General features: G+C 67.6%; 14 protein-coding genes and 2 tRNA genes. 2 read left to right on the top strand and 14 right to left on the bottom strand.

What is annotated here, in order from left to right; all coding sequences use genetic code 11:
- Window positions 1–531 precede the first annotated feature (531 nt).
- Window positions 532–756, top strand: a complete 225-nt coding sequence (locus tag ACFYPG_RS32870) for a hypothetical protein (protein WP_355010144.1) — start codon at window positions 532–534, stop codon at window positions 754–756.
- A 49-nt stretch (window positions 757–805) separates the two neighbouring features.
- Here the strand turns inward: ACFYPG_RS32870 and ACFYPG_RS32875 are convergent, their stop codons facing one another.
- From ACFYPG_RS32875 to ACFYPG_RS32900, 6 genes are all read right to left on the bottom strand, one after another.
- On the bottom strand, window positions 806–1,603 hold the full coding sequence (locus ACFYPG_RS32875) for a carbon-nitrogen hydrolase family protein (protein ID WP_387355088.1): 798 nt from the start codon (window positions 1,601–1,603) through the stop codon (window positions 806–808).
- 142 nt (window positions 1,604–1,745) lie between these two features.
- Window positions 1,746–3,041, bottom strand: a complete 1,296-nt coding sequence (gene clpX, locus ACFYPG_RS32880) for an ATP-dependent Clp protease ATP-binding subunit ClpX (protein WP_355010117.1) — start codon at window positions 3,039–3,041, stop codon at window positions 1,746–1,748.
- A 210-nt stretch (window positions 3,042–3,251) separates the two neighbouring features.
- Window positions 3,252–3,914 (bottom strand): ATP-dependent Clp protease proteolytic subunit, encoded by a 663-nt coding sequence (locus tag ACFYPG_RS32885; protein WP_030333536.1) that lies wholly within the window; start codon window positions 3,912–3,914, stop codon window positions 3,252–3,254.
- 10 nt (window positions 3,915–3,924) lie between these two features.
- Complete coding sequence (locus ACFYPG_RS32890; protein WP_007464111.1) at window positions 3,925–4,566, bottom strand: ATP-dependent Clp protease proteolytic subunit; 642 nt, start codon at window positions 4,564–4,566, stop codon at window positions 3,925–3,927.
- Window positions 4,567–4,815: 249 nt separating this feature from the next.
- On the bottom strand, window positions 4,816–6,162 hold the full coding sequence (gene tig, locus ACFYPG_RS32895) for a trigger factor (RefSeq protein WP_387355091.1): 1,347 nt from the start codon (window positions 6,160–6,162) through the stop codon (window positions 4,816–4,818).
- A 138-nt stretch (window positions 6,163–6,300) separates the two neighbouring features.
- Window positions 6,301–6,374: transfer RNA gene (locus ACFYPG_RS32900), tRNA-Pro, on the bottom strand.
- Between the two features lie 301 nt (window positions 6,375–6,675).
- Here ACFYPG_RS32900 and ACFYPG_RS32905 point away from each other — a divergent pair.
- Window positions 6,676–6,749 (top strand) — tRNA-Gly (locus ACFYPG_RS32905).
- A 122-nt stretch (window positions 6,750–6,871) separates the two neighbouring features.
- On the opposite strand, the gene ACFYPG_RS32910 is transcribed toward ACFYPG_RS32905, so the two are convergent.
- The 8 genes from ACFYPG_RS32910 to ACFYPG_RS32945 form a co-directional block, all read right to left on the bottom strand.
- A complete protein-coding gene (locus tag ACFYPG_RS32910) occupies window positions 6,872–7,243 on the bottom strand; it encodes a hypothetical protein (RefSeq protein ID WP_387355093.1) in 372 nt (123 codons plus the stop codon).
- Window positions 7,244–7,418: 175 nt separating this feature from the next.
- Complete coding sequence (locus ACFYPG_RS32915; RefSeq protein ID WP_387355095.1) at window positions 7,419–8,249, bottom strand: hypothetical protein; 831 nt, start codon at window positions 8,247–8,249, stop codon at window positions 7,419–7,421.
- The gene (locus tag ACFYPG_RS32920) at window positions 8,246–8,755 is read right to left on the bottom strand and encodes a SigE family RNA polymerase sigma factor (protein WP_387355097.1); all 510 of its coding nucleotides are present in this window, start codon (window positions 8,753–8,755) and stop codon (window positions 8,246–8,248) included. Before ACFYPG_RS32920 ends, ACFYPG_RS32915 begins: the two co-directional genes overlap by 4 nt.
- Window positions 8,756–8,898: 143 nt before the next feature.
- Complete coding sequence (locus ACFYPG_RS32925) at window positions 8,899–9,339, bottom strand: PH domain-containing protein (protein WP_355010122.1); 441 nt, start codon at window positions 9,337–9,339, stop codon at window positions 8,899–8,901.
- Between the two features lie 59 nt (window positions 9,340–9,398).
- Window positions 9,399–10,025, bottom strand: coding sequence for a DUF4304 domain-containing protein (locus tag ACFYPG_RS32930; protein WP_387355099.1), 627 nt, complete (start codon window positions 10,023–10,025; stop codon window positions 9,399–9,401).
- Window positions 10,026–10,208: 183 nt separating this feature from the next.
- The gene (locus ACFYPG_RS32935) at window positions 10,209–10,979 is read right to left on the bottom strand and encodes a hypothetical protein (protein WP_355010124.1); all 771 of its coding nucleotides are present in this window, start codon (window positions 10,977–10,979) and stop codon (window positions 10,209–10,211) included.
- On the bottom strand, window positions 10,919–16,918 hold the full coding sequence (locus ACFYPG_RS32940) for an RHS repeat-associated core domain-containing protein (RefSeq protein WP_355010125.1): 6,000 nt from the start codon (window positions 16,916–16,918) through the stop codon (window positions 10,919–10,921). Before ACFYPG_RS32940 ends, ACFYPG_RS32935 begins: the two co-directional genes overlap by 61 nt.
- Before the next feature lie 383 nt (window positions 16,919–17,301).
- The gene (locus ACFYPG_RS32945) at window positions 17,302–23,769 is read right to left on the bottom strand and encodes a carboxypeptidase regulatory-like domain-containing protein (protein WP_387355101.1); all 6,468 of its coding nucleotides are present in this window, start codon (window positions 23,767–23,769) and stop codon (window positions 17,302–17,304) included.
- Window positions 23,770–23,937 lie beyond the last annotated feature (168 nt).

The raw sequence follows: 23,937 nt of genomic DNA on the forward strand, positions 1-23,937 counted from the left end.
TCCGCGCCCCGCGCTTTCAGCGCCAGGCACTTTTACTACGTTACCCGCTCGTTTCCGCCCTGTCAAACCGATATTTCGCGGTTCGTCATGCTTCATCCGGTGATGCGGATAGTCTTGCTTGCTCGAGTCCACGATGACGCACGTCGTTGCCAACGTTCGTTTCTGTCGTGGGAAGCCGCAGACCGGCCGATCGCCGCTTCGCGGCTCTCCGCCCGGCTCCTGCCGGCTTCGAAACTCTACCCGGTCGGCTTCGCGTTCGCAACCCCGTTTCCGGAGTGTTCCGCACCGCCCGATCCTCAGTCCCGCTCGGCGTTGCCGCCACGAGCCTGGCGCCCGTTCTCGGCCGGTTTGTCCGGCCTCCCCCGTGCAGAGAGAAAGTTACGCGGACGGCCCGGAGAAGGCAAATCAGGGTTCATCACTGGTTCGGACGAAGAGCGCCCGCCGGTTCCCGGCGCCGCCGAACTGCCAGCAACCTCGACTCCCCGAGACAGCCGAGGACGCGGGCCACCTCGACGTGCCAGAGTGTCAATCATGGATGAGTCCGGGCACGGCACCAGGGTGTTCGCCGAGCAGGCGCTGCTCGGCCTCATCGGGCCGTTCTGGCAGGTGGTGATCGGCGCGGTCGTGCTGGTCGTGCTTGTGCTCTCGGTGGGACGGCTGGCCCGACGTGGCAGGTCCCGGATGACCACGGCGCTGCTGGTCACCGCCGCCGTCATCGCCGGGTTCGCGGTGATCGGCGTCCTGCTGGAGGGTTGAGGTTCCGAGCCGGCGGTTGGCCCGCCGCACACCTCAGAGCCGCTGAGCCTCAGAGCCGGCGGTTGGCCAGGCTGGGCAGCTCGGCGCGGATCGTGTCGAGCCGCTCCAGGTCCAGGTCGACGACGGAGACCCCCGGGCCGTCCGGCACCTGGCCGATGACCGTCCCCCACGGGTCGACCACCATGCTGCGCCCGAAGCAGGTGCGACCTGGCTCGTGGTCGCCGGTCTGACCGGCCGCCGCCACGAAACACTGGTTCTCGATCGCCCTGGCCCGCAGCAGGACCTCCCAATGGTCCCGGCCGGTGTGCATCATGAACGCTGCCGGAACCACGAGCAGCTGCGCGCCGCCATCGGACGCGAGCAGCCGGTAGAGCTCCGGGAAGCGCAGGTCGTAGCAGATCGACAGGCCGACCCGTAGCCCCTCGACGTCGACCACCACGGGTTGGGCCCCGGGCGCGACACTCGTCGACTCCCGATAGGAGACCCGACCGGGGATCTCCACGTCGTACAGGTGGATCTTGCGATAGCTCGCGGCCAGACTGCCGGAACGGTCGAAGACCAGCGAGGTGTTCCACGTGTGGTCCGGGTCCGGACCCGCCTCATGGAACGAACCGGCCACCACCCAGATCCCGAGCCGCCTGGCCACCCCGGCGAAGAAGCTGCCGACCTCCCCGTCGACCGGCTCCGGTTCGGGCAGCCCACCGGCAGGACCCAGGTAGTCGACGTACTCCGGAAGGACGGCAAGATCCGCGCCGCCGGCGGCGGCGCGCTCCAGCAGGGCCTCAGCGGCCGCCAGATTCGCCTTACGGTCGTCCCGGGCGTTCAGCTGGCACACGGCGACACGCATGAGCCCAGGGTACGGCTGGAGACCCGTTCACGGACAGCGCGACGGCCTGACCGACTCGGGCGGGGGTCGTCACTGGCGAACGGCGCCGAACACGATCACGCCGGCCGCTCAGGATCGAACGGCCGGCGGGACGCGGAAAGGATCAGGCGGACTTGTCTTCGCGGTCGCGCCGAGCCCGGCGCCCGGTGAACTCACGCGGCACGATGGTCGGGTTGACGTTCTCCAGGACAACCTCGCGGGTGATCAGCACGCGGGCGGCGTCGGGGTTGCTCGGCACCTCGTACATCGCGGAGAGCAGAACCTCCTCGATGATGGCCCGTAGACCACGTGCACCGGTGCCCCGGAGCATCGCCTGATCGGCGATGGCTTCCAGCGCCGGCTCGTCGAACTCGAGCTCGACACCGTCCAGCTCGAACAGACGCTGGTATTGCCGGACCAGGGCGTTGCGCGGCTCGGTGAGGATCCGAACGAGGGCGCTGCGGTCCAGGCTGCGAACGTTGGTGATGACCGGTAGCCGGCCGACGAACTCGGGGATCAACCCGAACTTGAGCATGTCTTCCGGCATGACCTGGCTGAAGATGTCGTCCGTCGACCGCTCGGAGACCGACCGGAGCCGGGCGCCGAAACCGGTGCCGCCCTGCCCGGTGCGGGACTCGATGATCTGGTCGAGGCCGGCGAACGCCCCACCACAGATGAACAGCACGTTCGTGGTGTCGATCTGGATGAACTCCTGGTGTGGGTGCTTACGGCCACCCTGCGGCGGCACGTTGGCCACCGTGCCCTCGAGCATCTTGAGCAGCGCCTGCTGCACGCCCTCACCGGAGACGTCCCGGGTGATCGACGGATTCTCCGACTTGCGGGCGATCTTGTCGACCTCGTCGATGTAGATGATGCCGGTCTCGGCGCGCTTGATGTCGTAGTCGGCGGCCTGGATCAGCTTGAGGAGGATGTTCTCCACGTCCTCGCCCACGTAGCCCGCCTCGGTCAGCGCGGTGGCGTCGGCGATGGCGAACGGGACGTTCAACATCCGGGCGAGGGTCTGCGCCAGGTGGGTCTTGCCGCACCCCGTCGGGCCGAGCAGCAGGATGTTGGACTTGGCCAGCTCGACGGCGTCACTGCCGGAGCCCGGCGCGCCAGCCGCCTCGGCCTGGATCCGCTTGTAGTGGTTGTAGACCGCTACGGCGAGCGCCTTCTTGGCCTGATCCTGACCCACGACGTAGGTGTCGAGGAACTGGCAGATCTCCATCGGCTTGGGAAGCTCTTCCCACTTCACCTCGCCGGACTCGGCCAGCTCCTCTTCGATGATCTCGTTGCAGAGATCGATGCACTCGTCGCAGATGTAGACCCCTGGGCCCGCGATGAGCTTCTTGACCTGCTTCTGCGACTTGCCGCAGAAGGAGCATTTCAGTAGGTCGCCGCCGTCACCGATCCGTGCCACCTACGTTCTCCCTGCACTCATCGGCCGGAGACCCGGCCCTGACCTGCGGACGTTGCACGCCGCCCGGTTTGGTTCGCGCCGCCAGCCCAGCCGGCGAAGCGGTACGGACCCGACGTTACCCGCTGGCGGGGCATTCTCCGACCCCCAAAACGGGTGTGTCAGAGGTCGGCCGGGAACGAAAGCCCCGGCCAACCTCTGACCCGGTACGGCTCAGCGGGCGGCGTTGGCCGCCAGCAAACCCTTCTTGCGGCTGGTCAGGATCGTGTCGACCAGCCCGTACTCCTTGGACTCCTCGGCCGTCATGATCTTGTCACGGTCGATGTCCTTGCGAACCTGCTCGATCGGGCGGTTGCAGTGGCGGGACAGCATGTCCTCCAGCTGCGTACGCATCCGCAGGATCTCCCGGGCCTGGATCTCGATGTCCGAGCCCTGCCCGTAGCCGCCCTCGGTGGCCGGCTGGTGGATGATGATCCGCGAATTCGGCAGGGCCATCCGCTTACCCGGAGTGCCCGCCGAGAGCAGCACCGCCGCCGCGCTCGCCGCCTGCCCGAGGCAGACCGTCGAGATGTCCGGACGGACGTACTGCATGGTGTCGTAGATCGCCGTCATGGCGGTGAACGAACCACCCGGCGAGTTGATGTACATGATGATGTCGCGGTCCGGGTCGGTGCCCTCGAGCGTCAGCAGCTGGGCCATCACGTCGTTGGCCGACGCGTCGTCCACCTGGACGCCGAGGAAGATGATCCGGTCCTCGAAGAGCTTGTTGTACGGGTTCGACTCCTTGACCCCGTACGACGTGCGCTCGACGAACGACGGCAGCACGTAGCGGTTGTGCACGGCCGCGAACTGGGGCGGCAGGCTCAGATCGGTCATCGTCAGCTCCTCAGCTCAGGGTCCCGGCGCCATCCGGAACCTGTGCGGCCCCGATGATCACCTTGTCGATGAAGCCGTAGTCCATGGCCTCCTGGGCGGTGAACCAACGGTCCCGGTCCGAGTCGGCCTCGATCTGCGACTGGCTCTGGCCGGTGTGGTGCGCGACCCGCTCCTGGAACATCCGCTTCGTGTAGAGCATCTGCTCCGCCTGGATGGCGATGTCGGACGCCGTGCCGCCCAGACCACCGGACGGCTGGTGCATCATGATCCGTGCGTGGGGCAGGGCGTACCGCTTGCCCTTGGTGCCCGCGCAGAGCAGCAGCTGACCCATCGAGGCAGCCATGCCCATCGCCACGGTCGACACGTCGTTGTCGATGAACTGCATGGTGTCGTAGATCGCCATGCCGGAGTAGACCGAGCCACCCGGCGAGTTGATCCACAGGTTGATGTCGCGGTCCGGGTCCTCCGCGGCGAGCAGCAGCAGCTGCGCGCAGATGCGGTTGGCGACCTGGTCGGTCACCTCACTGCCCAGGAAGATGATGCGTTCCTTGAGCAACCGGTTGTAGACCGAGTCGTCGAGGTTGCCAATGGAGTCGCCACCGCGCGCGTCAATCGCCCGGAGCGACTTCTTGGGGATGTGCATGTCGGTCATGGCAGCCCTTCGCTCTCCGTACCGTCTTTCCCGACACTAACCGCTGTGCGGGGCGGCAGAGTCCCGGTCGGGGCAGTGTTCGCTCTCAGCGCAGCTGTGTCGGGCGTACCCGCGGCGCGGGCTTCCGGGCGTACCCGGCAGTGCCTTGCATGCCCGGGCGGACCCGGCAGTGCCTGCTGCCCGGGCGGACCCGGGAGGGAAACGGCCGCCGTCCGCCGCTGAGCGGTGGACGGCGGCCGCACCCGACGATCAGTGGTCGTGGTTGTGCTCCGCCTCGTTGGCGGCGCGCAGCGCGTCGAGGGTGATCCCGTTGCCGGCCGAGTCCTTGATCGTGATCTTCTCCATGACGGCCGCGAGCGCCTTGCCCCGCCGCACGTCGCCGAAGACCGCGGCGGCCGCGCCGGAGCGCACCAGCTGGTCGTAGTACTGCTGCGGGGCCATCCCGGCGCGCTGCGCCCGGTGCACGATCTCGTGCCCGAACTCGTCGTCGGAGACCTGCACGTCCTCGGCGTCGGCCAGCGTGTCCAGCAGGAGCTGGACCTTGACGCCCTCGGTCGCCGCCTCGGTCAGCTCGGCGTCGATCTGCTCCTCGGTCTTGTCCTCGGCCGCGAGGTACTCCTCCATCGAGGCGCCGATCCGCTCCAGCTGGTCGACCATCGCCTGCTTGCGGCTGTCGACCTCCTCGCGGACAACACCCTCCGGAGCCGGGATGTCGGCGGCCTCGACGAGCTGGGCCAGGGCCTTGTCCCGAGCGGCGTAGATCTGCTCGACCTGCTTGCCCTGGGTGACCCGGTTACGCAGGTCGCCGCGCAGCTCCTCGATCGAGTCGAACTCGCTCGCCATCTGGGCGAACTCGTCGTTCAGCTCCGGCAGCTCCTTCTCCTTGACCGTGCGCACGGTCACCGCCACGTCGGCGTCGCGACCGGCGAAGTCGCCGCCGACCAGCTGGGTGGTGAAGGTGGTGTCGTCACCGGCGGCGAGGCCGACCACGGCCTCGTCCAGGCCCGGCAGGAGCTGCTTGCTGCCCACCTCGTGGGAGATGTTGCTCGCCTGGCCGCCCGGCACGTCCTCGCCGTCGACGGTGGCGTTCAGGTCGATCTGCACGTAGTCGCCCTCGGCGGCGGCCCGCTCGACGGTCTTGAGGGTCGCGAAACGCTCCCGCAGGTTCTTCACCTGCTCGTCGATCTCGCTCTCGTCGATCTGCAGCTCGTCGACGGTCACCTCGATGGTGCTCGCGTCCGGGATGGTGATCTCCGGGCGGACGTCGACCTCGGCCGTGAAGTTGAGCGAGTCACCGTCGTTGAACTCGGTGATCTCGACCTCCGGGCGCCCCAGCGTCTTCAGGTCGTGCTCGCGCACCGCAGCGAGGATGTTCTCCGGGATGGCCTCCTGGACCGCCTCGTTGAGGACGGTGCCCCGGCCCACCCGCTGGTCGATGACCGCGGTCGGCACCTTGCCCTTGCGGAAGCCCGGAACCTGGACCTGCGAACCGATCTCCCGGTACGCCTTCTTGAGGCTCGGCTCGAGCTCGACGAACGGCACCTCGATGGCGAGCCGCACGCGCGTCGGGCTCAGAGTCTCGACGGTGCTCTTCACAGGCGTACTCCTTGACGGATCTCAGTTGAGTCTGGGCGTGATTCAGCCCATCGAGTGTAGGCGAGCCGGCCTGACGCTCCGGCATCGCCCGGGAGCCGCACTGGGCGGCACCCGGGGCGGCCCGGCCGCGGACGACAGTCGGGGTGGCGGGATTTGAACCCACGGCCCCTCGCTCCCAAAGCGAGTGCGCTACCAAGCTGCGCCACACCCCGTGGCGACGTGCAGTCTATGCCGTCGCCACGCCTCAGTCGGTGCCGGGGCATCCCCCACCCGGACACATCACCCGAAAACTACCATTAGCCCCCACTCCCGCACCGCCAAGATCCGCACAACTTCACGGATCTGGTGGTCTCCGCGCGCGGCGAGGCCGCTACATCCCGGATGTTGCGCGGATCTTGGGTCGCGGTGCCGCCGGGTCACGGACGACGCGACGCCGCGGGGCGGTGACGCGGTTACGCGTCGGGCAACAGCATTGGGTACGCTAGGGGCGCGTCCCGTTTCGGCGGGATGCACGCGGGCGTAGCTCAATGGTAGAGCTTCAGTCTTCCAAACTGACTACGCGAGTTCGATTCTCGTCGCCCGCTCCACGCACGAATGCCCAGGTGGACCGCACGAATCGCGGCACCTGGGCCTTTCGCTTCTCCCTCAGTCCAGCCTTCCACCCGCACGACTGACGCCGCTACGACGCCTTGCCGACCGATGGGGACTGCTAGAAAACGCGATGCAGGCTGGCGGAGCTGGTGTCAGACGGCGGGCCACTGTTGTGCTCGATGAAGTGGCGAACAAGCTCGGGTGCAACGTCAGGCTGGCAGTAGGAGATGGTGTCGAGGCCGGCGGGACCCACGAATCGGAAGTCCACCTGATGATCTACGACCCGGACTGCGTCCTGCCACCACGTTGCCAGTGGATCGGCGAGCTCGAAGAGTGACGACAGTTGCGGCCCGGTGAACCACAGGACGTTGCCCGACCGATGCACCTCGATGCCGCGGCTCTGCACCAACGGCGCCACCGCGAACAGGAGATCCGTGGGGTCGATCGTCTCCCCCTGCGAAGAGACGCTCACACCGAAACCGACACGCATGTCGCGCAGCGTAACCGTTCGCCGGGTCCACAGTACGGCCCCTGTCGGCGGTGAGCTTCGTCCTCGCGAACTGACTACGCGAATTCGATTCTCGTCGTCCACTCCACGCACGAAGGCCCAGGTGGCCCACACGGTGGCGGCACCTGGGCCCACTCGGCGAGGCCGAGTCGCCGTGTCACTTCAGGTGGAACCGTTCGTCTGCCGCGAGGGCAGCCAACTGCGGCACGGAGAACGGCAGCTTCGTCAACCCCGGCCGGCTCTCGTCCAGCCGCGCGGCCTGCGCCACGAAGACCACCACGCCGTCCGGGTGCCGGTACGCCGACCACTGGTCGAGCCGGTCGTCGCTGCTCGGTCGGACCACGACGCCGACCCGCACGGGTCCGACGGTCTCGACCTGGCACTCGCCCTTCATGCCCCAGAACTTCTGGGCCAGGTCGCACGGCTCGGTCGGCAGCGGGTTGCCGGCAGCGTGCACCTCGACGATCACGCGCCCGGTGCCCTCACCCTGGGCCACTGCAACCGAGGACGAATAGCTCCACACGTCGACGCCGTCCACCTTGTCCTCGAACTGCGCCTGGTGGGTCCGCAGCGTCCGCTCCTCGGCGGACTGGCCCGGCGGGTCATCTGGCGTGCTGTAGCCGGAGGGTATGACCGAGACAGCCTCGGTGAGCAGGTGAACCCCCTGGTCGTACTTGGACCCGGCCCGCGCGGTCCGGTCCTCCTGCGGTTGCCCGTCCGGCCCGGTCGGCCACGGTTCCTTGGTGTCCTGAGAAGCCAGTGGCCCCTGGCCCGCAGGCTGGTAGATGTGCCCGTCCGGGGTGGCGACGGCCGCGAAGCCGGTGACGGCCAGCACGACAGCCGCCGAACCGAGGGACGCCAACAGCGCCCGTCGGCGGAAGTGCGTCCGCCGTGCCGCGCCGAGCGCGGCTGTCGTACTCAATGGTGGTGGCGGGGTTGTCTCCGCCATCTCGCTGCGCAGCCCCTCGCGCAACTCCTGCTCGTTCATCGCTCCCCCATCTCGATCCCGCTGTAGGTGGGTGCCAGGAGGCCGCGCAACGTGTCGAGCCCGCGTGCCGCCTGGCTCTTCACCGTCCCTGGAGAACACTCCAGCAGCGCCGCGACGTCCTCGATCGACAGGTCCTCCCAGTACCGGAGAACCAGCACGGCCCGCTGACGCGGCGCCACCCGGGCCAGCGCCTGCAGCAGCACCAGCCGGCTCTCCGGCGAGTCGGGCGGGGCCACCTGCTCGGCGGCCTCCCCGCCCACCCGTTCACGCCGCCACCAGCCGCGGCGGCGCTCGTCGAGGAAGGTCCGGATCAGAATCCCGCGCACGTAGCTGTCGAGCACCTCGTGCCGGGAGATCCGGTTCCAGACCCGGTAGAGCTTGACGAACGCGGTCTGGACCAGGTCTTCGGCACGGTGCCAGTCGCCGCACAGCAGGTACGCGGTGCCGCGCATGGCACCGGACCGTGCCGCGAAGTACTCGGCGAACGCCTCGTCGCGATCGCTCATTCAGGCCTCCGATCCCCGTTTCGAGTTAGTCACGCGGGGTCCGGCCCGGAGGGTTGCTCCGGAACTCGCGCAGATGTCACGGGGATCAACGCCGAACGACGTCCGGAGGCTACAAACGTGGCCATCGGCGTCGATGAGGCTGATTACGACGTTTCGGCGTAACTCCGGCTGGCACGGGTGATCGACGCCGCGACATCATCGGCCCGAGTATGCCTACCAGTCCATTTGGCAAGGTTGGACTTCTGGACCGCCCAGGCGACCACACGCTCGTTCGTCGAGGTCGTAATGGTCAGGCCCCCGTAACCCGCGTCGACGATCCTGACGTCGCGAAGCGCGATGTGCTGGGAGGCGTTGGGATTCCGCAAGATCACCTCAGTGTCCGTGAGGATCACGGCCGGACGCCAGGCGAACCTCCACCAACTCAGCAGCGCACCGACGATGGCGAGAGCGCTCGCGAGCACGGAGCCAAGAGCCAGCCACGACAACAGGCCGGCCAGAGGGACCAGAGCGAGTACGCCGAACCGACCGAGCGATGAGACCCTCCAGATCTGCGGCGCGAGTGGGTTGCCGACGTGCTGTGTCATCGTCGTGCTGTCCTTCCTGCCATGTCTCTGCCGGCCAAAGATGGCCCTGGTGCGGGACGTCACCGCGAGCCTTCGGCACTGGATCTGCTGTTCGCATAGGTCCAGATGTTCTGGATCATCGCCGACTTGTGCGTGTGGGCGGGCCGCTCGGTGAACAGCAGGTGTTCAAGCTCCGGTGACGGCCCCTGCTCCGCCAGCAACCAGGCCCGTACCCGCCAGCCGCCGGCCCCGAGGAACTCCCGGCTGTCGGCGACCGCGAGGAACGCCTCACGGTCCAGCAGCGGCAGCAACTCCGCCAGCGTCTCGTCAAGCCGCCGGCGCACCTGCGCCGACACCTCAGCGGCGGTGGCCTCGTCGGCGATCCGCCACTGGTCCCCGCCGGAGAGGGTGGTGAATCCGACGCGGTGCTTCCAGATGGCGTACAGCGGCCGAGGTTGCTCGGACGCGGGCAGGCGGTAGCGCTGCCGGGCAGCCTCCCACGCCGGCGCCAACACCAGACCCACGTTGATGTAGAAGATCTTCTCGGTCGCGGTGGAGTGGTCCGACATCTGCAGTTCGATGACGAGGGCGTCGCCCGCCGCCGAGTACCGACGGAAGACGCAGCCCATCCCCTGTTTGAAGCCGTACCCGGCCAGTTGCTCCGCCACGCCCCTGACGAAGTCATTGAACAACGTTTGCAGAGACATCGACATGGTCCTTCCAACCGGCCGGGACGGCAACGAACAGATCAGCTGCCTAGTCCTGATCGCGCTGGCGATTCATAACATCGGACCGACCTCGACGCCGCACAGGTCCGCCGCACTGCCGTCGCCCGCGCCATCCCGCCGGGGCGGTCACCGCGCCCGGCGGGATGGCCAACAGGTCGATTCTCAGGAGATGGCGGTGAGGCTCTGAGCCGCGAGCACGCTGAACTGCTTGGTCACCCGCTCAGCGGTGGCAGTGTCCAGAGCGAGCGTCCGGATCCGTGAAACGAGCGCACCCCGGGCCAACAGCAAGGTACAGATATGGGTCGGCACCGAGCGGTCCGCTCCATCGATCACCTCGCAGTACATCAGCTGCCCATCCAGACCAGGCAGGCGAGGAAGCTGCGTCTCACCGAGAACGCGATAACGATCCTCGCGATCACGGTAGGTGCCACAACCAAGCTTGCCGCGAACCTGCTCGACGGCCTGCGCACCCGACGTCACACCCCAGGCGCCGGCGAGCTGCATGACCCGCAGATCCGGCGCCTCCCACTCACGCTGCTGCCCGAAAGCAGTGCCGTAGACGCCGTTGCCTCTACGCATCCCACAGACGGACGAGAGGACGCCATCGGCATAGGGCGACTGCTGAGGCACGACCTTCAGACCATCGATGTCCGGCGTCGACCCGATCAGCACCCTGCCGACCTGGTCCGCAAGCTCAGGGTCCATGTCGAAGACCGGCTGCAACCCATCAGCGAACGGATCGATGGTGTATCCACCGGCCGGCGGCCCACTCCGGCCGGCTGCCGGCGGCGTGCCGGAGCCGCCCCCGCAGGCCGCGGTGAGGACGAGCCCCACCGCGGCCACCAGGGTGAGCAACAGCCGGCCGAACCTGGTCACCAACGCTGCCGGTACGGCTCGGTCACGACTGCGCTCCTTGGCGAACCGGCTTTCCACACTACGTCCTTCACCATCGACCCTGATGAGTTGAAGCCCTGCGCCCTGCCCAACTCGGCGAAGCGCCCGTTTTCGTTATCGGAAATATCGGTACCAAGATCATTTGCATCTTTGTTGAAGTTCCACCGGTCCTCGGCATGAATGGTGATCCGCATAGCCACTGTGTCACCGGTGACGGTCACCTCGGCACTAGCCCAGATGTCGTACGAGCCGAGCGTCTTTTGCCAGCGCTCAGTGGTCGGATTGTCCCTGATGTTGCGGCCGATACTGGTCATGTCAAAGGTAGTACTGCCGGACTTACCCATTAGGTTTTCAGCGGCGGACTGCGCAGCCAAGATCTCGTCGTTGACCTCCTGCCGAATATACGGGTCCCCGTCGTAGCCCGGAGCGAAGTCGAATACATAGGGCTCCCCGCTATTCTCCATGTATCGGTCGTACAAGTACGGCGCCTCGCCCCAACTGGCACACTGGCCCACCCCTGACTTCTGCGAGGCGATGCACGCATAGCGTCTGGCCTGCCACTTGGCCCAGCTCGCAACATCGGCGGGAGTGATGACGGCCTCCGGGTTGTACACGAATTCATCGTCCCACGGGCCGTGTCTCGTGGGGTTCCTGGGTTTGCCGATGCAGTAGCGATCGAAGCAGGACTTCGTGATCCTGGTCTTCTTTCCGCCCGGCTCGTGGACAATCTCGCCGTCCGGTGTGGGTGTTGTGTACATCGTGCAACTGTCGTTGCCGCACTGCTTCAGGCCGGTGGGATCGCTGGTGCTTACCGGGCTGTTGTTGCTGTAGTTGTAGCCGTTCATCTGCTGCGGGTCCGACAGGTCCAGCACAGGGTCGACGCTGATGAAACGACCGATCAGTGGGTCGTACTCCCGCGCCCCGAGGTGGGTGAGGCCGGTGTTGTCCTTGGTGCCACCGACGAAGCCCTTGTCGTTGGGCCAGACCGGGGTGGCACCTCGGGGCAGGCCGTATGGCGTCTCCCGGCGGATCGCCGCCTGCTGGGTGGCGGCGTTCACTGAGACTCCGGCGGTGCCATGGTGATCACCGGTCAGCCACGTCAGGCCAGCGGCCGTCCGGGAGGCGACGCTGGCTCCGTTGTGCGAGTAGAAGCGGGTGCAGGTGGTCGTCTGAGTGCTGGAGTTGTATCGGATCTCCTGCCCGGGCAGATACGCCGTCTTGCCCGCCGGGTCCCGGCGGATCAGCCGGTTGCCGTCCGCGTCGTAGATGAAACTGGTCTGCCCGGTCGAGTCGGTCGCCGTGTTTAGGTGTCCCTCGAAGTCCCAGGTCAGCGTCTGAGTGCCAGCGGAACCGCTGGGTCGGGTGAGCGTGTTGCCCGTCTCGTCGTAGGTGTAGTTGCCCACCTGACCACCGGTCGTCGAGGTAAGGCTGTGCGCCTTCGGCGAGCCGTCGGCCGGGTAGTTGTAGGTGGTCGTCGTGTCCCCGCCGGCGGCGTGGACCACCTCCGAACGCCTGTTGCCCACGCTGTCGAAAGTCCACGACCGCCAGTATGGCGCGGGACCGCCCAGCGAGGTGGCCGACCGCGCCGCAGCACAGTCACCCGACGACGGCGTCCACGCATGGGAGAGCCGGCGTAAATGGTCGTAGGTGAAGCACTGGGTGTCGTCGACCGGATCGGGTGCGACGTCCGTGACCTTGGTGACGTTGCCGGTCTGGTCGAAGCTGTATCGGACGTCAGAAAGGATGTTCGGCGCCACCGAATCGCGGTCCGTCCGGATGCCGGTCAGGCGGCCGGTCTCAAGCTCCCGCGTGAACTTCTGGAAAACCCGTCCACCGGTACCGGTGTACAGCTCCACCTGGTCGATCTCGCCGAGCGCGTTGTAATCGGTGTCGGCGACGTACGACGAGTTGACGCTCCCGTACAACGTCCGGAGGCCGCTCGGTAGCCCGAAGCTGTTGTAGTCGAACAGCAGCGTCTCCGCCGGCAGGCCCGAGTTCGTCGACGGCATGCTCTGCGACGCCACCGAGTTGTCCACGTTGTAGGTGGTGTCGAAGGTATAGGTCCCGGCCAGTCCGGTCTCCGCGCTGGGGATGACTACCGAACTGCCGGTTGGCAGGTACGTGTCCGTGTAGCCGTTGACCTTCACCTGATAAGCCGCGCTGCCGACGAAGCGGGTCGACTGGGTGAGCTGACCCTTTGCCAGGGTGTCGTAGACCCACTGGGCCCGCATGGTGCCACCGACCTGGTTCTCGTAGACCGCCCGCTTGCGGTTGAGCGAGTCGTAGAGGTAGGCCAGCTTCTTACCTCGGGCGTCGCTCAGGCTGGCGACCCGACCGCCATTGTCGTACGTGGAGACCGCCTTGCCCTTGTCGGGGTCGACGACCTCGGTCTGCCGGCCCCGTAGGTCGAAGGTGTACGTCCACTTGTTGCCGCGGGAGTCGGTGACGGCCGTCTTTTGTCCCTTGCGGTTGAAGGTGTACTTGGTGGCATCCCAGCTGCCCGCCGCGCCGGGGGTGGGGGTGGCGCCGTGGTAGTACCGCAGCTCCACGAGCTGCCCCCGTGCGTCCGCGATGCTCGAGGTGGCCGTGCCGCCGGCCGCCGGCGTGGCGTCGGTGCGGTCGCCCGCGTAGTAGGTCGAGGTGCGCCACCGCTCGGCGTTGTAGGGCTGGAAGACCTGAGCTGTCGTCCGTCCGGCACCGTCGTACACGGTCCGCGTCTGGTTCGGTACCAACGCTCGTTCGGTGGTGGTCACCAGGGTCGCACCGGCCGTCCCCACCGCGTGGTACGTCCCGAAGCTCCTGGCCTTGCGCCCCACCGTGTCGTAGAACGTCTCGGTGATCAGGCGTCCACCCGATATCGAAGGCGACTGGGTCTGTCTTTCCCGCATCATCCCGTCGTAGTGCGCGTACGAGGTGGAGTAGCCGCCCGCGGAGTTGAGCTTCGACGCGGACACGACGGTCGCCGCGTCCGTCCGGACCGTGTAGGCGAAGGTCATGTTCGCGCTCTGGGTGGCCTTGTTTCGGTTGGGAAGCCAGACCGAGGTGAGGCGGCCGAGACCGTCATATGCCAGGTCGGTGCGCTTGCCGTTGGCGTCCACCACCGCGGTTTCCGTGCCGTAGCCCGGCGAGAGGGTCGTGGTGGAGACGTGTAGCGCCGGGTTGGTGACAGTCTTGCTGGTCACCGGGCCACCGGTCGCGGGGGTATAGGCGGTCTTGGTTTCGTAGTTGTTCGCGTCCCAGACCGAGGTCACGCGGCCCTGGCTGTCGTAGGCCGACCGTGCGACGGTGGTGAACGTCGGCGCGCCGGCGTTCCACGTCGCCATCTCCTCAAGCCGCGTGGTCAAACCCCGCGTCGGCTCGGCTTTGAAGGCGTGATCGTCGTACGAGGTCCGAGTCTCGCCGATCACGTCGTCTTCGCTGAGCGAGGCGGGAGTGGCCGTGTCTGAGCACTTCACTGCGTACGTCTGCACCCGATGTACCCGGTCCATCAACCAACTGGTTGTATTCCTCGGGGTGTAGTCGGTCTTCGTGCAGCGTTCGTCACCCGCGACGCCGTCCTGGCCCAGGTCGTCCACGGCGACCGCCATGCCGAAGCTGTCGTACGTAGTAACGGTCTTGTTGACCCGCTCGGCGCGCCCAGCGTCGAGCGTGGTGTGCGTGGTGGTCGTGCCGATCCCGTTGAACCTCGAGGTGACGGTGTCGCCGTTGATCGTTCGGGTAGCGGTCGCCGCTGAGGCCCATGGGACGTTGCGCACACGGGAAACGACCGGCCCACCTGGGCCGTTGTAGACGGTGGTCTCCCGCTCGACTCCGGAGTACCAGTCCTCATCCGGTATCCCGTCGATCGTGACCGACTTGGTTCCACCCGTGGGGGTGGCCCGGTCTCCGTTCATGCCGCGGAAGTAACGGCTCTCGGTATAGGTCTGCTCACCCGGATCACCAACGGTGACGCCCACCCGGCCATACCCACGGAAGTCGGACCAGGTCTTGCGCTTCTTGTCAATCAGCCCGTCGTCGTCGTTGTAGTGCCAGGCGGCTCCGTCGAGGTAGTTGTACGAATAGACCGTACGAGGGCTGCCCTGCGGCGGCACGCCACCGGTGTTGTCGTTCTCGTAGATGGTGGTCACAACGTACTTATGGAACCAGTCGGTCACGGGGTCGCTGTAGCCCTCCGGTTCCCAGATCACCGGGTAGCACCGCCGGCCGTTGGCTTGCGGCGTCGGCATGGTTTGCCCGGCCTTACAATCCTGGGCGGAGTAGTTGACGCTGATCGTTCCCCCCGCCTCGTTACGGATCTTCGTGATCCGCATCCAGTTCATCGCAGCTGCGAAGTCCTCGGTGTCGACCCGGTTGGAAAGCTGTACCGGCGTGAACTCGATGTCCGGGACGCTGGTGCTGCCGCCGCTCAGACCGGCGTGCGAGATCTTGGATAGCCAGAGGCCCGCGCGCGTGCCATCACCGGGATCGGGGAACGTATGGGTGAGGGTCCACCGCTCGACGTCGCTGTAGGCACTACCGGTGCGGACCTGGGTGGTAACCGTGGACAGCCGCTTGGTGGTCCAGAAGGTCGGTGCGTAGTCGTCCGCGCAGGACGTCCCGGTGCATTCGGAGTCCCATGGAGTGTCCGGCCAGTGCGCCTCGTCGTGCGTGGTGCAGCTGCTCAGACAGCGGTCGGCCTCGGTGAGCTCCACGCGAAGCGGCGCCGGGGTGCTGAGCACCGAGTCGACGCCGTTCACCCGTCGAGTGCCGTAGTCGATCCGGTCCAGCCAGCCACCACGGACATAGCTAACGTCATCGTTCGTATCGAGGTTGCGAGCGTACTTGTTCGTTTCCTTGCCGTACCAGTACGACGCCGAGTTGCCGTGCAGGTCGACGACGTAGTCCAAGTTCCACCGCCACGCCTGGGTGCAGTCGGAAGCGGCGAAGGTCGTGGCATTGCACGGCTCGCCCGGCTCGTTGCCGAAAACAGGCGTCGTCCAGGTCGAATTGGTCTCGCCGTTGCCGGAGGCCCATCCGGGCAATCGGTTGAGGCCGAACCAGTACTGCGTTCCAGCCGTGGTGGTTAGCACCCAGTACTCGCCGTTGTTGTCCCCGTTGGCCGCGCCGGTTTTGCGCTCGATCCGCGAACCGTCGTCGTTACGCAGATGCCAACGATCCTCGCTGGAGTTGTAGATCAGCTCACCGGAATGCCCGGCCAGGGACATCGTGGCATTGTCCGTCTCCCAGCACATGTCGGTGGCCTTCTCGGTATTGTTGGCCGAGCCACCCATGTCGTCCGAGCAGTTTCGGTAGGTGCGCTCGATGTAGCCCCCTGGCCATCCCTCGAACCCCTCACCGATCCACGAGGGCTGGTTGTTGGAGGCGGCGTGCCGGCCGTCGACCGACTGCGATGAGTAGCTCAGTTCGACCTTCGGCTCGGGGCCGCCGGCACCCGGCGGCACTCGCATTGGGTACGACCAGGTGAAGGCCCCCGCGCTGCCGCCGGCGCTCCAGGTGGAGGAGGGCTGGAGAGACGTGGCCTTGTAGTCACCGGCTGGGCCGGAAGCCCCTGCCGCGAGCGCCAGCAAGCTCTCCGACGCGCCGACCGTGACACTGGCGGTGACTGTGCCCGATCGGAGATCGTTGCGGGATTTCAGTGAAGTAGTACCCAGGCACTGCTTCTTCTGCGGAGTGGTCAGTGCGCAGGCCGGCATGGAGACCAAGCGCAGTCGGCTGGCCCAGTCAGCACCATAGGCGGTGGCGAACGACCGGTAGTCGACTGTGACATCGGCATTCCCGCTGGCGGCGGTGCCCGCCCCGCCAACCCGAAGTAGCAGGCCCTGTACTCCCGCCCGGCTCGAAGCAGTCTGGTCGAGCACCTCGACCCGCACCCGGCCGGCGGAAGCGCCCCGCGAGGTCGCAGCCGGGCGAGCGATCCGTACCGGCAAGGTGCCGGCGCGGACTGGCCCGCCAGTCTCGGAAGCGGTGAGGTCGGCCACCGCTGTCCCGGCTGCAGGCCAGATCGGGGCCGGTTTCGCGGACGCCGCCGATGGTAGTTTCGCCGCTGGCGTCGCAGCCGGTGTGACCGCCTTCACCGGAATGGTGGGTATCGGCTTGGACGACGGTCGCTGGTAGCCAACCGGCGCCGCTTGAGCCGAAGGCCCCTGAAGGACGCCCGCCACGAGGGTCGCCGCGAGGGCCGCCGCGACCGTCGCCCGCCGACGAAGGCGTGCACCCCGTCGCTGGCTAGTTACTTTCATTGATTGCAGTGGGCGGGCTAACGACACCAGATTCCTCCGGAAGGTCGAATGATCAAAAACAGTGAGGGCCGTAGGAGGTGCCGTCCCCTGCGAGACGACACCTCCGTCGTTACCGCGAACGCTTACGAGGTTGGCGGGTTGAAGCGCAGCCCCAGACCCGGCCGGAGGACCGGCTGGCGGTAGGCGTACTGGATCGCGCTGGTGCCACTGGCGTTCTCGATGCCGATGGTGGCGGCGCCACCGCGTTCGAGGAACGTGCCGTCGTTGTCGGTGTAGGCGAAGCTGTAGCCGCCGGCCTCGTCGAGGATTACCTGGAAGGTCACCCGGGTGAGCGGGTCCTCGAACGAGTGCACGTTGCGCCACTCGATGACGAACTGTCGGCTTCCGGTGCTGCCCCGCACCCCCGTGCGGACGCTGGCGTTGCTGTCGACCACCCAGTCGTGCCAGAACGGGTAGAGGGCCGCGTTGGGTTCCTCGGGGCTGTCCGGCGACGGGATGGGCCAGGCGTCCGGTGAGGTCTCGCCGGGGTCGACGAAGCTGACCAGACCGTTGCTGTCCACCCAGCCGGTGTTGTACGTCTGCTCGTAGAGGTTCACCGGGAAGGGCAGGGCCACCGACGCGTACGCATCGTCCCCGGTCACCGGCAGCACCGTGGTGTTGACGGGGGTGTACGGAACCGGCTGCTCGACCAGCGTGTAACCGCCGCCGGTCGGAGTGGCGGCCAGCGCGTAGTCGGCGCTCACCTGCGTGTTCGTGCCGACCACCACCTGCCGAACGTCGGAGCCCTTGCAGGTGCCGCTCGGCACGGTGCTGATCACCGCCCAGGAGCCGGCGGGTACGGCGTCGACACGGTAGGTGCCGTCGGCGGCGGTGGTGGCCGTCTTGTCGGCGACCGCGATGCTCGCCCCGGCCACCGGCGTGCCCTGGCAGGTGACGGTGCCGGCGACGCTGCCCTGGCCGGGCGGGTTGGGCTTGAACGTCACGCCCTGACCGCTGGCCAGCCAGTTCTCCCGGTGCAGGTACTGGAAGCCCATCGAACCGTCGGCGTTCTCGATACCGACGGTGGCCTCGCCACCGCGCTCGACCGGCTTCGTCGGGTCGATGTCGGCGTACGCGAGGGTGATGTCACCGCCCTCGGCGAAGATGACTTCGAAGGTCGCCCGGGTGTTGGTGTCGCCATAGGCGTGGACGTTGCGCCACTCCACCACCCACTGCCGGTTGGGCGCGCTGCCACTGATCTTCGTCGCGATCCGAGCCTGCGAGTCCACCACCCAGTCGTCCCAGTGGACGTAGACGGTCGCGTTGGGCGAGCCCTCGGCGGCCGGCGAGGGAAGGGTGCCGGGGATGGACCCGATCCAGCCGAAGTACGCCGGGTCCTTGAAGCTGATCAGGCCGTTGGCGCTGATCCACGCCGACGTGTACGACTCGCCGTAGAGCTTCACCGGGAACGGCGGGTTCTTCTGCCACACCGTCTCGTCGCCGCTCCATCCCTCGGTCACGTCACCGGGCACGAACGTCTGTGCGCCGGTGGTGCACTTGTAGCCGAACTCGTCGCCGTCGACCATGACCGACAGGTCGACGTCCGAGGTCCCACCGGGGTGGTTGACGACCTCCTTGGCGTACTGCCCCGCGCACCGGTTGTCACCGGTCGAGGCGGCCAGGGCGTACTCGCCCACCGGCACGGTGTTGAACTGGTAGCTGCCGTCCGCGCCGGTCGTGGCGCTCCGGTTGCCCGGGTTCAGGGTGACGGTGGCGCCGGCGACCGGGTTACCGGTAACGGCCGTGGTCAACACACCCGTGACCGTGCCCGCGGGCGCCGGGGTGTAGGTGATCGAGCTGTTGGCGGTCAGCACCGCCTCCTGGAAGGAGTACAGCGCGGCCACCGACCCGGAGGCGTTCTCCAAGCCGACGGTGGCGCCGGCACCCTGCTGCACCGGTGTCGTCATCGCGCCGTAGTGGAACGCGATCCGCCCGTCCTCGTGGAAGATCACCTCGAAGGTCAGCCGCTCGGCGTTCGTCGGGCGGAACCCGACGTTGCGCCACTCGATGACGTAGGACCGGTTCGGGGCCGTGCCGAGCGTCTGCGTGCGGACGCTGGCCGACGCGTCCACCTCGAAGTCGTCCCAGAACGGGGCCACCACCGCGTTCGGGGCCGTCGCCGTCGGCATCGTCGGGTTCGCCCACGTGTCCGGTTCACCCGACGCGCTGCCGAAGCTGACCAGACCGTTGGTGTGTACCCGCCCGGTGGAGTAGGTCTGCCCGTGGAACTGCACCGGGAACGGCAGCGCCACCGACGTGGTGGCGTCGTCGCCGGTCAGGGCGAGCACCGTGGACGCCGCGACGTAGCCGGACGTACCGGTGGCGCAGGCGTACCCGAGACCGCCGTAGTCCGGACCGAGCTGCAGGTTGCGCACAGTGTTGGCGGAGAGTTCCACCTGGCTGCGCACCGCGACACCGCACCGGCCGGCGAGCTTGGCCGAGACGCTGTAACTGTCGGCGACCAGTGCGGTGAAGCTGTACGCCCCGCCGGTGCCGGTGGTGGCGGTCAGCCCGCTCGGATCAAGGGTGACAGTGGCACCGACGACCGGGGTGCCGGCCGCGTTGGTCAGCACGCCGGAGAGGTTGTAGGTCTCCAACCCGCCGGCGACATCCGGGCGGACGAAGGTGATCGCCTGAGTGTTCGCCAGTACCGGATCGCCGATGGAGTAGGACAGGCCATCCTCGCCGGCCGCGGCCTCGATGCCGACGATCGCGTTGTCACCCTTCTCGGCGGCGTTGTCCAACCCGTCGTAGTTGGTGGTCACCGTGCCGTCCGGCGCGAGGATCGCCTCGAACGACAACCGCTGCGTCGTGTCGCCCTTGCGGTGCACGTTGCGCCACTCGACGACGAACCGCTGCGCGGTGCCGGTGCCGGTGGTCGCCGTCCGCACGCTGGCGGAGCTGTCCACCACGAGGTCGTCCCAGAAGGGCGCGACCAGGGCGTTCGGGTCCGCCGGTGCGGGCAACTGCCCATTACCGGTGTACGGGTGTGAGCCACCCGGGTCGGTGAACGACAGCACACCGTTGGTGTCCACCCAGGCGCTGCGGTACGCACCGCCGTAGAACGGGAAGGCGAACGGCAGCTGCACCGTCGCGACAGCGTCGTCACCGGTCAGCGGCAGCACTGTCGACGCCGCGGTGAAGGCACTGGTCTGCTCGCTGCAGGTGTGACCCAGGTCGTCACTGAGCGCGATGAGGAAGAGATCCAGGTTGAGGCCCTGGCCGTCGATGTCGATCGCCTGGCTGAAGGCTGAGCCACATCGGCCGCCGAAGGTGACCGTGACCGTGTAGGAACCGGGTGGGAAGTTGCTCAGCGCATAGCTGCCGTCCGCACCCGAGGTGGCCTGGTACCCGCCGGGTTGCAGCCGAACGACCGCCCCGGCCTGGGGAAGCCAGTTCGGGTCGTACACGGTGCCGGCCAGGCTCGACGAGGGCGCGACGGCGAACTCGCCCTGGTTCATCCCGCTGGTCCGGTTACCGTCGTCCACCGCGACCGCGTACACCGGCCGCTTGCCGGTGGTGCTGCCCACCGCGACGGTGACCGTCGCGGTGCCACCCACCGACGTGGCATTCACAGTGGTGCCCAGACCGGTGCCGTCGACGCTGTACTTGAACTTCGTGACGTTCGTGTCGCCACCAGCGTCGAACCGCACGGTGAGTTGGCCGCCGGCGGTCACCTGGGACCCGTTCGGGAAGGTGATCTTCGGCTGCAACGGAACGGCAAGCTTCGCCAGGTTCGTCGACGTCTCCACGAAGTTGTAGAACCTCACATCGTCGACAGTGCCCGAGAAGAAGCCGTCGATGGCACCGTCCCACCTGCGCTTGCCGACGGAGAAGTCGCCGGTCGCATTGAACCCACCGGTCAGCGTCGCCGTCGCCGTCTGCGCCACACCGTTGACGTACAGGGTCAGCTTCTTGGTCGCCGCGTCATAGGTCGCCGCCAGATGCGTCCACTTGCCCGCGACCGGCACAGCGTTGGATTCCACGCTGTACATCGTGGAGTTGTCGGCGTCGGCGGAGACCATGGCAAAACGCCATCGCTGATTGCCGAGGACGTACCCGAGTTGGAAGGCGGCCCTACGGGACCCGTTCGCGCTCACGACGGTCTGCGCGCCGGCGCCGCTGGTCAACGAGTCCAGCTTCACCCAGGCGGCGACGCTCAGGTCGGCGTCCGTTCGCACCGGGGTGGAGACGAGCGTGTCCGGGTGCGGGAAGTTGAGAGTGCCCGACTTGGCTGCGGCACCGCTGCCCGTCAGCCTCATTGCCGTGCCGACCCCGGCCCGGCCGGCGACACGGGTGACCCCCGAGCTGAGGCTCAGCGTGTTGCCGTGCCCGGAGGCGTCGACAGCGCTGGTGCCGCTGGCCTCCTCGAACTTCCACTCGCCTGCCGGCCCGGAGCCGGCGCGGACGCTGAAGGTGTAGGTCACCGGGGACGAGAATCGACCCGCGTGGTCCTTCGACCAGACGTAGAGCACGTTGACCCCGTCGTGCAGGGGGGTGACCGTGATGGAGGCGCCGTAGTCCGTCGTCCGGGCCGGCACCGTCGCCGCAGCGGTCAGCACGCCGGAGTCCAGGCTGTACGCGTACTCCTTGACCTCGTAGGGACGGGTGGTCGGCGCGCTGATGGTGAAGGCACCGGCCAGGCCGACGCCGCCCTTCGGGACGCCGTTGTTGGTGTAGGTGGTCGAGGCAACGCTCGCCGGCGGCGGTGGCGGCGTCGCGTCCACGGTGAACTCGCAGGTGCCGGACCAGGCGCTGTAGTGGCTGCCGTCCCAGGTCCGGGACTGCCACACGTAACTCACGCCGTCGGTCAACCTGCCGGAGGGGATGGTCTGCGACACGGCCGACGGGTTACCCGAGGCCTGGTTCACCTTGTTGGTCTCGTTGCGCGCGCCACCGACCGGCCACCAGTAGAAGGCGGTGGTGAGCGACTGCTGGGCGCTGTCCGGGTCGGAGTGTTTCGCGGAGAGCACCGGCGTGGTGGTCAACACGTACGGCCGGGCCGCGCCCGTGGCACAGGCCTTGCCGTCCGACTTCCGGTCCGAGGGCGCGTTCGGGTCGGTGTTGTAGGTGATCGCCAACTTCGGTGAGGAGTGGTTGAACCGCTTCCACTGGTTCTTGGTGCCCTCGTCGATCGCGCGCAGGCCGAGGGTCACGTTGGACCACTTGCTCGCGGCCGCCTTCTCCACGATCGATTTGACGTTGAACTCGATCGTTCCCGTGCCGAGGCAGCCGTGCGCGGAGCCGTACTTGCGGTTGCCGACGGCCTGCGCGGTGTAGGCGCTGTACCAGGTGGGCTGGTTGTTCCAGGTCGTGCCGGACGAAATGGCGCCGGTCATCCACAACTTCGCGTTGGATTTCGGGCTGCACGTCCACGACCACCGCTGCTCCACCCGGAACTGCGCGCTGAGGATGTGCTTACCGGCAACCCCGGAGGTGTTCATCCGGAACAGCGACCGGATGATGTGATCGGCACAGCCCGAGCAGTCCTCCGTGCGCCCCGCGCCCGCCGACCCCACCGTCTTGCCGTTACTCAAGGCGGACGAGTTCTGCCAGAACGAGCTGGACTTGTACTTGCTCCACACCGAGGTCCACGCGTTGCTCGCGATACCGCCGGTCCACGACGGATCAATGTAGATGGGTAGCTTCGTCCGCTGGTCGGCCAGCATCGCCTTGTCGGGGATGAGTGTCAGTGCGTCGGCGTCGACCCGGACCGGCATCACGGCCCGGCGGGCGGCCTCCGGCACCGAATCCCGGTCGGGCGCCACCTCGGCGGCCCGAGCTGACCCGGACGCGGCCTCGGCCTCGGCCTTGGTGGCCGGCTTGCGCTGCGGCTCCGCGGAGCGCGCGCCCTTCTTGTCCTTCTCGGGTGCCCCGCCCGCCATGTCCTCCGGCGCCGAGGAGTCCCACATCAGCGGCGCCGGTGCGGCGAAGACAGTGCCGCCCTTGCTGTCCCGAGCGGCGAGCCCACCGCCGGAGGCGGCACCGACCGACACGCCCTTGGCCTGCAAGCCGAATCGCAGGGAGGCCAGCTTCGGGTTCGCCGCCGCCGCCCGGGACCGAACCACCAGGACCTCCGAGAAGCCGAGAGGCTGCGCGGTGACCTGAAGGTCCACGTCCGGAAGGACGTCGCGGTACGTCGCCGTGGATCCCTCGATCACGGGCGCGGGAAGCTTCCCGGGCCAGGAGACGGCGAGTTCGCGCGACCCGTCACGCAGCCGCGCGAAGGCACCGTCGCCGCCCTTGCTGTTGAAGACCATCGGCAGGATGGTCGCCTTCGGTACCACGCCCTCGGGAGTCACCTTCAGCGTCGTGTCCACCGGGACCCAGGATTGGCCCTTGCGCACGCGCGTCGGCTCGATGGTCTGCTCCAACGTCTCGGAGCCGTCGACGTTGAGGAACGTCTGCGACCACTCCGTACGCTTCGAGAGGTTCTCCACACGCCGCCCGCAGACCGTCAGCATCCGCCGTGCGGCGTTCGCGTCGGGCTGTTCATCGGCGCAGGAGCCGATCGGTGGCTGCGCCGCCGAGGCGGCGGTGGCCGGCGCCACGAGCAGCGAGCCGACAACAGCCGCGGCCAGGGCGACTGCGATCGAACGTCGGGGAGTCGCCGAACGACTCCGCGTAGAGCGCGCAGGCAAAAGCCAACCAGGCATCAGCAACCCCCGTGATCAAGCCCGGATAGTGGGCCGAACACTAGGGATCGAGAGACAGCACTG

The sequence above is a fragment of the Micromonospora sp. NPDC005553 genome (assembly GCF_042871765.1).
Lineage (GTDB): Bacteria > Actinomycetota > Actinomycetes > Mycobacteriales > Micromonosporaceae > Micromonospora.

What these genes read in the sequence shown, in the direction of transcription:
- ACFYPG_RS32870 (WP_355010144.1), top strand. Translation starts at nt 532, where the DNA reads ATGGATGAGTCCGGGCACGGCACCAGGGTGTTCGCCGAGCAGGCGCTG.
- ACFYPG_RS32875 (WP_387355088.1), bottom strand. Translation starts at nt 1,603, where the DNA reads ATGCGTGTCGCCGTGTGCCAGCTGAACGCCCGGGACGACCGTAAGGCG.
- ACFYPG_RS32885 (WP_030333536.1), bottom strand. Translation starts at nt 3,914, where the DNA reads ATGACCGATCTGAGCCTGCCGCCCCAGTTCGCGGCCGTGCACAACCGC.
- ACFYPG_RS32890 (WP_007464111.1), bottom strand. Translation starts at nt 4,566, where the DNA reads ATGACCGACATGCACATCCCCAAGAAGTCGCTCCGGGCGATTGACGCG.
- ACFYPG_RS32910 (WP_387355093.1), bottom strand. Translation starts at nt 7,243, where the DNA reads ATGCGTGTCGGTTTCGGTGTGAGCGTCTCTTCGCAGGGGGAGACGATC.
- ACFYPG_RS32915 (WP_387355095.1), bottom strand. Translation starts at nt 8,249, where the DNA reads ATGAACGAGCAGGAGTTGCGCGAGGGGCTGCGCAGCGAGATGGCGGAG.
- ACFYPG_RS32920 (WP_387355097.1), bottom strand. Translation starts at nt 8,755, where the DNA reads ATGAGCGATCGCGACGAGGCGTTCGCCGAGTACTTCGCGGCACGGTCC.
- ACFYPG_RS32925 (WP_355010122.1), bottom strand. Translation starts at nt 9,339, where the DNA reads ATGACACAGCACGTCGGCAACCCACTCGCGCCGCAGATCTGGAGGGTC.
- ACFYPG_RS32930 (WP_387355099.1), bottom strand. Translation starts at nt 10,025, where the DNA reads ATGTCTCTGCAAACGTTGTTCAATGACTTCGTCAGGGGCGTGGCGGAG.